Here is an 11,952-nt window from a genome sequence, read left to right as displayed (position 1 = left end):
TGGCGAAATCAATTAGATCAATCAACACCATGCGTGTCTACTAAATTGAATAAAAAGGGAATTATCTGGGGATTCCCTAGATTCAGGCGTTATGCATAAGAGAGTGTTGCTAAATGGAATATGATCGAGAGGCTGATCTTAGTCATCGCTTAAATACATTTTTATCTGAAACTTTTGGACTCCCGAACAAAGATTACTACTCACAGCTAGATGCCGAAGGGTTTATTTCTCTTAAATCAGCGCTGTCTGATATAAATAATATTTTGACGCTAAAAGTCACACTGTCTTTTGCCGACTGGTTGTCGCAACATTACAACCTTGATAGCTCAGCCAAAGCAGAGCTAGAGCGTATAGTTCTCGAGGCTAAGCCTAATTCAAACGGCTATGATGTATGGCTCGGTTATCCGGTATCCTTTGTAGGTGAAGTTAAGTGCAACATCCCAATTAATAATGGTTTGGTATATGGTTCAGCTCAAAGAGCCGGAATAGAAAAGGATGTTAACGGCATGCTAAAAGGCAAGCGAAAAGCATCAATAAACCCTGAAAAGTGTCCAAAATTTTTAGCTTTTCTCGACTTGCCTCAGATTCGGAGTGCTAACGAACACTTATCAAGTGTCAGTGGTATCTGCAAGGAGCATCTCGTTTTTACAGAAATGGGTCAAGAGTTAGATAGACTGGATGTAGTATATGGCGTATATGTTTCAATCAATGCATAACAAGCACATCAAAGACCGCTCCACTTCGTTGCGCTGGACGTCGCTGACGCTCCGCCTTTTATGTGGGATTTAGGCTCTAATCGTCAAATTTGTGCTTTGAGGAGTTGTAAATGAGTACATCTAGACATCATCATTATTTATCCCAGTGTTACTTGAAAGGTTTTACTAAAGGAAACGCCAAAGACTCGAAGCTCACAGTTTTTGACTTAAAAACAATGAAAAAATTCGAAACTAAGCCTAGAAATGTTGGAGGAATGCGTGACTTTAATAGAGTAGATATTCCAGGCATAGACCCAGAAATTGTTGAAAAGCAGCAATCAGAATTTGAAGGGAAAGTAGCTACTGCTCTTAAACGTATTGAAAAGACATTAGACTTTTCTGGTGATACGAAAAACCTAATTTTAGAGCTTATTGGTATGTTAGCAATTAAGTCTCCAGAAATGAGGAAGCATATAGCAGAGCCTCAAATAGAGATAGCTAAACGTATTATGGCTATGTCACTTGACACTAAAGAACGTTGGGAGGCTCAGATAGCTCGGATTCTTGAAGAAACTGGTGAAGATATATCCCAAGGTAAGACATATGAAGAAATGAAAGAGTTCTTCGATAGCAAAGAATATAATGTCGAAGTGACGAGGGAGCATCAAATTCATATGGAGCTCATCGGTATGCAACATATAACAGAGCTACTACATTTTAGAAACTGGGTCTTACTCAAAGCAGGTGAAGATGCTGGCGAGTTCATAACCACTGATAACCCGGTAAGCTTGACTTGGACTGAACCCAAAAAAGTACCGGGTTTTGTGTCTCCTGGTTTTGGGCTAAGAGATACAATGGTTTATTTTCCTGTAACGAAAAATCTGGCTCTTGTAGGTGAATTCGATATCAAAGATGAAACTAGAATTGCAAGTAGAGAGTTGGTAGCAATTCTTAATCGAAAGATAATCGATAATTCGTATCAACGAGTAATCTCATCTAAGTCAAATTTCAATTTCTTGTCAAATGAGGGCAAGATTGAGCCTGGTAATAACCTTCTGCTTCAAGCCAAACAAAGCATTTAAGAGTGATTCCCAACGCTTGGCATTTTTCGTTCCATCGTTGGGTTTTGTGTTTACGGTTGCATGGTTGAGTGTTGTGATAGCGTTGCTCACACCTTAATGCGGCGTTAAACCCATAGAAATTTTAATCCGAAACTCAAAAATTAGTGTTGGGGATCTAACACGCTTTTGTCCATTTTCATTTAAGGACGGCTTACTGGCCGCCCTTCAACATCTTTTTCAACCGCTCGATGTGCTGCTGCGCTACCTTTGGATCGACCGAACGCGGTTCCCGTTTTTGGGGTAGGGCTTTCGGAATTTCGCCGCTGAGGTCCTCCCCCTCCAAGACTCGGCGAACAGTGATAGAGTACGCTCGCTGGAAAAGCGGCCAGGTTTTATCGCAAGGAAGATTGGCAAGCTCGAACTTTCCTGTCTCCCTCGCGGCGACGTATACAGCCGGATGCGTCCATTTGCAGTCAACCGATGCCGGATGCGAATTTCGCGACGCTTCCCGGAAGGCGGCTTCAGGTTTAGGCAAACCGAATTCCGCCGGATCTGGCTGGCACCACTTGATGAACTGACCAACACTCGGCCAAAACGGGGATTCTGATCGTCGAGCCTTCCTTAGTCCCCACTGGAGCTGTTGTTCAGAACTGATACCAGCTTCTACCAATCCTCGTGCCCATGATCGTTTCGCGGCGGCAATGTCATGCTGACCTGGAAAGCTATGCTTCCATGCAGGGAAACAAGCTTGGAGTTCAGCGAAAAGTTTGTTGATGATGCCTGCCGCCTCCTGGAGGCGGTCAGGATGTGGCTGATGTTCTTTGCGAGGACGTTTAACAATCTCCTCATTTTGCCCAAACTTCACGGTTCTGGCATGACTATCCAAGGAAATGATCTCGGCGATGTTTCTTGCTGCCATTACCAGCCTCCTTGCGCCCAGCTCGTATCGTTGAGGTCATCTGTCAAAGAGTAGTGACTCTTTTCGGTTTGGATTTGACGTTCAGCATACTTTTGGCCGCGCATCATCCATGTGCGCCATGCGCCTACAAGAGCCTCCTTGGAATTAAACTGTTGGGACTGACCACTGGGATGGTCAACAAAAATCTGACTTTCCCATTCAATATTGACGAGCGGCGTCACTGATGCTGCCCAATTTCTCATTTCATCGGTTATAACTAAATCGCGACGATTAAGTTTTGGTACGGGAGAGCTCTCTCTTGTGTCTATTTTTTGTGATTCTGTTTTTTTTATCTCTGTCTTTTTTATATCGCCGTGTTTACCGGCGACGGATGAACCATTGACGGCTGATCCATCGACGGAAAACCCGTCCATGGTTACACCATGCCCTGAATTTCCGTTCTTGGTTGTTTGAGCCTCCTGGTGCACCTCGGACACCCAGTCCCATGTGCCATTAGATCGCCTCGATTTGATTCGTACTAGATAGCCTGTATTTTCCAGTTCAGCGAGCAGGCGGCGAAGCTTGTCTCGTCCAATCGAGCACTCCTGTTGCAGCTGATATGGGCGAACTTCCCAATTGGGCGGACGTGAAATCAGTTTCACTAACAGCCCCAAGGCGTCGAGTGAGAGGCGTGTATCGCGGATGGTTCCGTTCGGAAGGACTGTGAATTCCTGCCCTTGGGCCCTGCGGATGATACTCATACCGCACCTCCAGCGACACGAGCAGAATGCACAATTGAGCGACGATTAATTTCCTCGTCAACGGCTGCATTTACACATGCGGTGGACAGTTTTGTTGCACGAGCAATGGATAAGCACACATAAGCACGATGAGAAGAATAGCCACTTGCAGCCGCCACATCGAGCATCAATGAAAATGGTTCCGACGAAACTATTTTGCGGAAATAAGAAGGGTGAATTTGTACGTTCATAACAAACCTCAACGAATAAAAAGTTGAGGCACTGCGATCGCGGCTGTTGATAGCGCTCCGCCCCATTCGCGCCTGAGTAACGGGGGGTTATGGCGATACGCTTTAACCGGGCAGGCCGGAACCTGCAAGGCCGCTCAGGACTTAGCCCAGAACTCGCATTGGAACTTTCACATGTGAAAGTTTTTGCTTACCAAATCAATTAATCTGCTGTTTGTTTAGGGAGGCCAGCTACCTCACCAGTTTAAAAACTTACTATTAATATGGAGGTAAATATCTTGCTGGCGATTCGAATTATGTCCACTCCGAACAAACTTGCGATTACTAAGCCAGCAATTACCATTTCAATTTTTGTAATTTGCGTGTACATAACAAATCTCCTCAAAACAACGGTTGTTGGTCACCAGATTTAGGGCGGGTAACAATATGTCCAAGACGGTGATCTGCTTTTGGATGCTCCCAATTACTCTTTCCACAAGTAGGACAGCATTTACTGACAACTTTATCTCTCAATCCAGGCCCACTAAAAACTTCACTCTGGCAATGTACACATTCAGCAAAAAAAGCTTCTCCGGCACTTATTTCCGTACAGGCTTTATAAAAACCTGAAATATCAAAATCATTTTTACTTTTCAGCCATGAATATGCTTCAAGGACTGATTCTAAATGAGTTAATTTCTCACGCAATTCACAGTAGATTTGTATTGCAGATGAATAATTCACCCAATCCGACTTTGACATAATATCCTGCCCATAATTCGCTCGGCGATGTTCTTTGATGGCTAAATCTTCTCTTATTTTTCTTATTTGCTTATAAGTAAAAGATGTTTCTTCCATAACAATGGAAGTAGAAAACCCTTCTTTTACAAGATAATAGCCAACCGCCCACCGATTGAGATGATGTCGAGTTGGTAAAAATGGTAATGGTTTTAAGATGTTGGATTGCATAAAGCCCCCGCTCAAAGTGTTAAACGATGAACAGGTAAAGACCCCATGCCTTCCTGATGTCCTAATCACAAATTGTGAATAGGCTATTTGAATGGGCTGAGTTGAACTCAGCTAAAACAATATGCTGTTTAAAGGCCAGCTACCTATCTAAATAATAGCAAGACGGAGGGAGTTGTCAACAACTCCAAAACCAAAATTGGTCAATTATTTCATTCAGTTAAGTTTGTCACGTCAGAACAAATTTCAATTACTGTAATTATCATAATTACGATAATACCGTAATTACGATAACCCTAAACCTTTTTCCATTTTGTCCAAAAAGGGCAATTTTGCGTACCAAAATATCAGGTAATCACCTTCAAAATTCCCCATGCGAAAAACGCATTTTATATTCACATGGAGATTCTAGAAATGAAATCATTTAAGTACGCCGCCCTCGCTGCATTTATTACTCTTTCATCCGCCGCTTATGCAGGTACAGGAACCGGGACCGCTCAAATTTCGGCAACCCCGCCAGCTCTCTCTGTTGTTGAGATTCAACCATACACAATGACCTTGGAACGCCTGCCAGGAGCCGCCCCAACAGGCGGGTTCTCTTTAAAAAGTTGGGCGACTTATTTGGCGCAAAATCCGGAGGACACAGTACAGCCCGGCTGCTTAAAAGTGACAGGAGATATGGATAAATCGATCGGGATTACCATCACTAACCTGTCAAATCCCACAGCGCCGGGTGGAGCAACTTTAAGTTTCAGTGGAACGCCCAAGATTGATCTGCGCACCTCAAATGTGGATTGCACGGATGCGATTTCACAAACCGCCACAAGTGTCGGAGTGAACGCGGCACCGCTTGCGGCAACTACTTCTGCCGCCGGTGAGCTCTATATCGCCTGGTCATACCGCCAGCCGGCAACAGCAAGCAGCGGATTCATGCAGCTCAGTGCCTGGGAGGAAGGGATCTTCTCTGGAACGGTCGATCTGCAAATCGACTACCAGTAATCACCCGTGTAGGGACTGGCCAAAGTCAGTCCCTAGCATTTTGGAGGTTCCATGAGATTCCTTATTCCTTTTTTCCTGATCACAGTGCTGGCCGTCCCGGCTCAAGCCCTTCAGTTGCGCCAGCATGAAATCCAGATTTCGCTAGCTTCCACTGTCGAGATTCCAGTCTCCAACTTGCAGGACAATCCGATAGTTGTTCGCATTACACCACCTGAGGGCCTTCAGGTTTTCCCTCGCCGGGCTAGGCTACTACCTGGTGAGCGGCAGGTGATAAAAGTCCGGCAGGTGGGGGAACTGCCGTACGATAGCTGGATGGCATTTTCCTATGCCGTACAAAACGAAGAAAAACAAGGCGTTCACTCAAGAATCACGCTGAGACTCCCGGTTAGGGAGGTGTCTCGATGAAGAAAAAACTTTCACATGTGAAAGTTTTTGTGCCCACTGTCTTATTGGCCGCTGCTTTCACACTCACAGCTTCACCAACTCGTGCGGATGACTACCTGATGAAGTTTGTCGTGAACGGACAAAACAAGGGGGAATACCTTGTTTCTCGTGAAGTAGATAGCGCCATTGCTGAGCCAGGGCTATGGCATGCTGCTGGTGTAAACACAAAAGAGCAACTTCCCTTGGAAAGGCTAAACAACCTTGGTCATGCCAAAATTGTTTGGTCAGAACAAACCATCTACTTTTACCCACGTAACAACGTAGCCAAAGCCAGAAAGGTCAAACCAGAGGTTACAATTGAGCCAAATGTATCCAATCTGGATGTAAAATCCTTTGACTACTTTCTCACCTATCAAAGCAAAGGTGATATTGCAGGTAACATCACGGGAACAGGTCGCGTCGCAAATCTCGATGTTGATGTTAGAGCAGGGTTAGGAGAGCAAGAATCATATTTCTCCAGCCAGTGGCACGACGAGGAGAACAGCAACGTCAAAGACATTGAAGTCGGTCGTGTTCAGCGTTACGGGCTAGATGGTTTCTCACTCACGAATGAAAGTAGTCTTGCCACTGGATCATTTTCTAATGACCAAATTGAGCTTTATTGGCCTGTTGGAACACGGGTAGATGTTTACCGTGACGGAACCTATTTACAATCTCTGGTTCTGGATAGCGAGCCGTTCTCTTACAAAATCGAGCTGAATTACATTAATAATCAATATAAATTCTATGCGGTTTTACCTGACGGCAGAACAGACACTAAAACAATCGAGAGAGCCATTTCGGGGCGGCTTGCGCCAGTAGGAGGCCTAAACTATCAAGTAGCTGTAGGCAAATCTCCAACCACTGATGAAAGCAAGTTAATTGGACGCTTGAGCTACGGGATGACCAATGAATTGTCACTTTTCGCTGGTCAGGATGAGCAGGAAAGACAGTATTTTTCCGCTTTATATTCAAGAGATGACTTTTCATTTGAGCCTGCTTGGTATGGCAGTAGTGGATACGCTCTGAGCGGTTCTTGGCAGGATAACAATCTTGCGATCTTTGGGAAATTAAGTGATTTAGACAACTATCACTTACGCTCTGTTAGTGTTTCATCACGCTCTCTGTTCCAACCAACTATTCAGTATTCTTCCCGCACGCACGGCGGCTATGAAACTCAGGAAACGACGCTACGCACGTATCACAGCACGCGCCTTGAGACACTGAATACATCAATTTCTTTATCTCCATACTATTCGAATCGTTTAACCAATGGTGTCAGATCCAACATCTTTGGAGGGCGGATGCTTGCTAGCATGGAGGCGGGTTGGCAAGTTTTGGCGTCTTATGAGCACGAAAGTAAAGATATTAATGGTATTAGAGATATAGAACGTTTCAATGGAGAGATATCAAAACGATTCAGCTTAGGGCGCCTCACCTACCGCTACGCGGCGAGCAATTTTGGTCATGGATGGGAAGGCCAGCAACAAAGCTTGCGTGCTGATCTTTGGAACTGGAAATTTGCAACTGTGTCAGCTTCGTTCAATCATTCGTCTGGTGGAGGTAACAACATTACTTTATCAGTCAGTGGTAGCTTTGGCCGCACGGGATTCTCAAGAACTCCTCAGCGAAATCAAGCTCAGTTGGAGCTATCAACCTGTGAAGATTTAAACCTTAACGGCATCTGTGAACCATCTGAGCCAGAAGTTGAAGGCATTAAAGCAACAGTCGCTGGGCGGGAAGTAGTAACACCAGCCATCATTGGTTCACTCACACCTTATCAAAGTTACACCATTCAGGTAGGTAGCTGCTTTAACTTGTCCCCTCGTTACAAAGCAGTTGAATCAACAAGATTGATTAGAGGCGGAGTAAATAGGTTACGTTTACCGTTAACTGAAATTAGAGAAGTTGAAGGCCAGCTTGATCGAGATGGAATTCGAGTCGCTCTCGTTGACGCTGAAAAGGGAGATGTTCTAGCGGAACAAACCACTGAGTTTGGGGGATGGTATCTGTTTTATGCACCGGCTGGACGCAAGGTCAAGGTTGTGGAAGAACCTGAGTTAAAACCGGCTAAAAACTTTCACATGTGAAAGTTTTCTAGTACCAAAAGTGACCGATTTGTCCAAAATGGGCACTTTGGCGTGCCAACTATGACTAATTTCTGAGTAAAAATAGCTCTGTGTTAAACAAATTGGAGATTGGTCATGGCATATCATTTACATCTTGATTTTGAAAACAAAGAGTATTTTTATTCCGAGCAAGCTTGGTCAACTCAAGAGACAATCCAAGGCCTTCTTCTTCCTATATCAGCGCACCCTTGCGCAGAGGATAAAGAAGTTTTGAGTGCTATTGAGGATGTTAAGCCTCTAATTGTTCAAGTGCTGGGTAAGGTTAAGATTGAGTGGCACGACTGGATGACACAAAAGCCGACAATTATTTATCAGGACGGCGTTAAGCCTATGATTTCTAAATTGCAGAAGGAGTTTTTCATCAATTCGTTCTGGGCTTATTTTAACGGTAAGAAACGTACCGCTCAGGCAGAACTGAACCTTGAGGATGCATTTTATACTGAGCTGGAGCAGCTTGAACATGAGGGCGCCTTTATTTTTAAAGGTGTAGATAATTAAACGGCTTTGCGCCCGTGAGGCCATAAGTTAAACGGGTGCTAGAGATTAGAAAAGTTTTTATATCCACTTCATCGTCAGCCGTCGGATTGCTCCTTAGCGGCTGACGCCTCAGCCTTCCCATCAATATCTTTTATAATTTCCTTTGCCTTTTCATTAGCTTGCTGAACAACATCTGGTTTCTCCTGCTCTAGAATCTGCTCTAACGTTCTTGCCATAATGACCTCCTTTTAAGACTAAGCTATTATAAACGATAGATGTTAGATAACGAGAGGGATAACGGATGACGCCGTTGATCTGGGGAATCTTGGGATTATTTGCCTTCTTTACAATAATCACTATAGGTAGTCTGTACCTTTACAGTAAGCGGGATAAGCAGTGAGCTAAATAACGCTCAATGTGTCCGTATTGGGCAGTTTGAGAGTTCATCACTTGAAAAAATGAATGAGAAAATAGTCGCAAATATATTGGAGCCAAAGGATTAATAATTCTTTGCTCAAGCATTATGGATAACTAATATGGCGACCATTTTAAACGAAATGCTAACGGAGCAACAATTAATAGAGCTAACCGGCTATACGAAAGCAAGCGCCCAAATCAAGCAGCTAAAGTTACAAGGAATACATTATCACTTACGTAGTGACGGTAAGCCTGTAGTAACGTGGACGGCGGTAAACTACCCATTTACACATCGAGTGGTAGCAAATGACACTCTTCCTAATTTTGAGGCAATAAGCAATGGCTAAACGCAAACCAGAAGATGCATGGATGCCAAAAGGCGTATACCTGCATAAGGTTCGCGGTAAGCCTACAAGCTACATTATGAAGAACGGCAAGCGCACAATTACTTTATGCGCGGCATCTTCAACACGCGCAGAGGTTTGGACGGCATATGAGGCAGCTATTGAGAAATCACTGACCAAATACACATTCAAACGCATGGCTGACGAGTACCAGGCATCTGCAACATTCAAAGAATTAGCACCTCGCACTCAACGCGACCGCGAACGTGAGCTTGCGATGTTCAATAAGGTATTTGGGGAGATGGAGCCTGATACAATTAAACCCCATCATATTCGTCGTTACATGGATATACGAGGCAATACAAGCCGTACACAAGCCAACCATGAACTATCTGCATGCAGCGTGGTATTCGGATGGGGTTATGAACGTGGACATTGCAAACACAACCCAGCTAAAGGCATTAAGAAGTTCAGAAACAAGTCACGAGATCGTTACATCACAGATCATGAATTCAAAGCACTCCTTGAATGCTGCGAACTTCGTCTAAGGCTAGCTTGCGAAATCAGTTATCTATGTGCTGCACGTCAAGCTGATGTTCTCTCACTGAAGTGGTCACAGATACTGGATGAAGGAATCTTTATTCAGCAAGGTAAAACGGGCAAGAAGCAGATCAAAGCATGGTCGCCGCGCCTGAAAAAACTCATGAATGAAGCAAAATCATTGCACGAAGGTGTAGCCAGCATCTTTGTGATCAACAAAACTGGTGGTGGCAAATTAACCTCTGATGGTTTGCGCAGCAGTTGGCGCCGTGCAATGGATAAGCTCGCCGTTACTCATCCTGACATTGAACGCACATTCACGTTCCACGATATCAAGGCAAAAGGTATATCAGACTTTGATGGAAACATTCACGACAAACAGCAATTTAGCGGACATAAGACCGTTGGACAGGTGAATGTCTACGACAGAAGAACAGAAGTGGTACCAACAATTGGCAGTGTTAAGAAGTGAATCATTATTCAAAATGCAGCTTAGACATTTCTAACAACTTTTCTAACACAAAGGAAAACGGCCCGCATATCGCTATGCAGGCCGTCTGGAATGTGGCAGGGGTGGCAGGACTCGAACCCGCAACCGTCGGTTTTGGAGACCGCTGTTCTACCAATTGGAACTACACCCCTGTGGAACGAGGGGCATTATGCTAAAAGCCTTCCTAAAGGTAAAGGACTTTTTGGTACAAACCTCGTCGATTGCAGCTTTTTCAGGCAAAGCTATGGCATTGTAGGCATCCAAGAGTTTCTGGGGACAACACCAGTAAGGTAAGGTTGCTGTAAACAACGAATTATCTGTACTAGCTCAGACCTGATCTGACAGTTACCCGATTTTTGAGTGCCGTTGTCAGATTAGATTTGGGCTAAATTCTTTTCCGCCCAAATCCGTTTTCCATCAATTAATGTTGCCATCGGTTTGCGACCGCAGCACATTTTGCCTTGATGGGTGCGTTCATTGTTATACAGCGCCAGCCATTCGTCCAAGTCTTTTTGCAGTTCCTCCAGTGTGCCGTACAACTTTTTGCGGAACGCGACCTGATAGAACTCATTCAGAATAGTCTTGTGGAAACGCTCGCAGATACCGTTTGTTTGCGGATGTCTGGCTTTGGTTTTTGTGTGGTCTATGTCATTGATGGCCAGATACAGCTGGTAATCGTGCTGTTCAACTTTGCCGCAGTATTCGGTGCCTCGGTCAGTGAGGATACGTAGCATCGGTAGCGCCTGAGCTTCGAAAAGCGGTAATACTCTGTTGTTCAACAGGTAGACAGTGGTGATTGGGGTTTTGGTGGTGTAGAACTTGGCAAAGGCGACCTTACTGTAGGTATCGACAGAAGTTTGCTGGTATATCCGCCCCACGCCTTTGAGATTATGTAGTGGCATAATGAATTTGGCCAACAACACCAAACGACGAGACTTTGGGTCAAACGGAGTAGCCGTCCCCGTGTCGTCAAACAGCAGCAATTTGATTATGGGTATCTGTTTGGGGCTGTGTGCCCAAGTAGCGGTAAAACGGAGGCATTGATTACGCCCTTGGTCAACAAAGATGTCATGATACTTCACCTTGAATTGATATCGTTGGCAACCGAGAGCGACCGGCATGCAGTGGTCATCGTTGATGGCACAGGCTGGCATACTATGGATACGGCAATGCCTTTCTCAAATCTCACTTTGATTAAACTGCCCACCTATTCCCCGGAGCTAAACCCCATCGAACAGGTGTGGAGTTGGCTACGCCAACGTCATCTCGCTAATCGCTGTTTCAAAGGATATGAGAACATTGTGGATGCTTGCAGTCAGGCTTGGAACAACTTCGTCAGCAGTACAAAGCGAGTGATAAAGATGTGCACCAGAGACTGGGCAAAAGTGACTGAAATTTAATGCGGAATGGTATAAAAAGTGAAAATAAAATTTGGCGTCTGGCGATGACCAGCTTCTAGCAAGCTCTCCGCGTTCGTCTATCGCATCAAACTGAGTTTGATAAACGCGACAACCTCACCCTACTCCACATGGGATTGTACCTCACT

Annotated in this window: 12 protein-coding genes, 1 tRNA gene and 2 pseudogenes; 8 read left to right on the top strand and 7 right to left on the bottom strand. The window is 44.7% G+C overall.

All coding sequences use genetic code 11. From position 1 onward, the window contains the following. The first annotated feature begins 113 nt into the window (after nt 1–113). Together CBE72_RS10515 and CBE72_RS10510 are read left to right on the top strand one after the other, a co-directional pair. Nucleotides 114–716, top strand: coding sequence for a hypothetical protein (locus CBE72_RS10515; RefSeq protein ID WP_100143495.1), 603 nt, complete (start codon nt 114–116; stop codon nt 714–716). Between the two features lie 110 nt (nt 717–826). Beyond that, on the top strand, nt 827–1,777 hold the full coding sequence (locus tag CBE72_RS10510) for a DUF4238 domain-containing protein (RefSeq protein WP_100143494.1): 951 nt from the start codon (nt 827–829) through the stop codon (nt 1,775–1,777). Between the two features lie 190 nt (nt 1,778–1,967). Here the strand turns inward: CBE72_RS10510 and CBE72_RS10505 are convergent, their stop codons facing one another. The 4 genes from CBE72_RS10505 to CBE72_RS10490 form a co-directional block, all read right to left on the bottom strand. Next, nucleotides 1,968–2,675, bottom strand: coding sequence for a replication protein P (locus CBE72_RS10505; RefSeq protein ID WP_188726053.1), 708 nt, complete (start codon nt 2,673–2,675; stop codon nt 1,968–1,970). Beyond that, nucleotides 2,675–3,415, bottom strand: coding sequence for a helix-turn-helix domain-containing protein (locus tag CBE72_RS10500; RefSeq protein ID WP_071476493.1), 741 nt, complete (start codon nt 3,413–3,415; stop codon nt 2,675–2,677). The genes CBE72_RS10505 and CBE72_RS10500 overlap by 1 nt, the downstream gene beginning before the upstream one ends. Beyond that, a complete protein-coding gene (locus CBE72_RS10495) occupies nt 3,412–3,645 on the bottom strand; it encodes a hypothetical protein (protein WP_167387666.1) in 234 nt (77 codons plus the stop codon). The genes CBE72_RS10500 and CBE72_RS10495 overlap by 4 nt, the downstream gene beginning before the upstream one ends. A gap of 378 nt (nt 3,646–4,023) precedes the next feature. Beyond that, nucleotides 4,024–4,590: a hypothetical protein gene (locus CBE72_RS10490; RefSeq protein ID WP_083399813.1), complete on the bottom strand. Its 567-nt coding sequence runs from the start codon at nt 4,588–4,590 to the stop codon at nt 4,024–4,026. A gap of 411 nt (nt 4,591–5,001) precedes the next feature. Here CBE72_RS10490 and CBE72_RS10485 point away from each other — a divergent pair, with 411 nt between their 5' ends. From CBE72_RS10485 to CBE72_RS10470, 3 genes are all read left to right on the top strand, one after another. Beyond that, a complete protein-coding gene (locus CBE72_RS10485) occupies nt 5,002–5,586 on the top strand; it encodes a hypothetical protein (RefSeq protein ID WP_100143492.1) in 585 nt (194 codons plus the stop codon). Nucleotides 5,587–5,987: 401 nt separating this feature from the next. Beyond that, on the top strand, nt 5,988–8,099 hold the full coding sequence (locus tag CBE72_RS10475) for a hypothetical protein (RefSeq protein ID WP_100143490.1): 2,112 nt from the start codon (nt 5,988–5,990) through the stop codon (nt 8,097–8,099). A 114-nt stretch (nt 8,100–8,213) separates the two neighbouring features. Beyond that, complete coding sequence (locus tag CBE72_RS10470; protein WP_100143489.1) at nt 8,214–8,636, top strand: hypothetical protein; 423 nt, start codon at nt 8,214–8,216, stop codon at nt 8,634–8,636. Nucleotides 8,637–8,710: 74 nt separating this feature from the next. Here the strand turns inward: CBE72_RS10470 and CBE72_RS20230 are convergent, their stop codons facing one another. After that, nucleotides 8,711–8,851, bottom strand: a complete 141-nt coding sequence (locus CBE72_RS20230) for a hypothetical protein (RefSeq protein WP_167387665.1) — start codon at nt 8,849–8,851, stop codon at nt 8,711–8,713. 300 nt (nt 8,852–9,151) lie between these two features. On the opposite strand from CBE72_RS20230, the gene CBE72_RS10465 reads away from it, so the two are divergent. Further along, nucleotides 9,152–9,379 (top strand): DUF4224 domain-containing protein, encoded by a 228-nt coding sequence (locus tag CBE72_RS10465; RefSeq protein ID WP_100143488.1) that lies wholly within the window; start codon nt 9,152–9,154, stop codon nt 9,377–9,379. After that, nucleotides 9,372–10,388, top strand: coding sequence for a tyrosine-type recombinase/integrase (locus tag CBE72_RS10460; protein WP_100143487.1), 1,017 nt, complete (start codon nt 9,372–9,374; stop codon nt 10,386–10,388). Before CBE72_RS10465 ends, CBE72_RS10460 begins: the two co-directional genes overlap by 8 nt. Nucleotides 10,389–10,481: 93 nt before the next feature. Here the strand turns inward: CBE72_RS10460 and CBE72_RS10455 are convergent. Both CBE72_RS10455 and CBE72_RS10450 read right to left on the bottom strand, forming a co-directional pair. After that, nucleotides 10,482–10,558 (bottom strand) — tRNA-Trp (locus CBE72_RS10455). A gap of 222 nt (nt 10,559–10,780) precedes the next feature. Then, nucleotides 10,781–11,296 (bottom strand): annotated as a pseudogene (locus CBE72_RS10450) (integrase core domain-containing protein); the annotation flags it as partial. An 18-nt stretch (nt 11,297–11,314) separates the two neighbouring features. Between CBE72_RS10450 and CBE72_RS10445 the strand changes: the two are divergent. Further along, a pseudogene (locus CBE72_RS10445) lies at nt 11,315–11,806 on the top strand (IS630 family transposase); the annotation flags it as partial. Between the last annotated feature and the right edge of the window lie 146 nt (nt 11,807–11,952).

The organism is Shewanella carassii, assembly GCF_002777975.1.
GTDB classification, from domain to species: domain Bacteria; phylum Pseudomonadota; class Gammaproteobacteria; order Enterobacterales; family Shewanellaceae; genus Shewanella; species Shewanella carassii.
The sequence above is the reverse complement of the archived record's forward strand: the minus strand, read 5'-3'. Positions and strand labels throughout refer to the sequence as shown.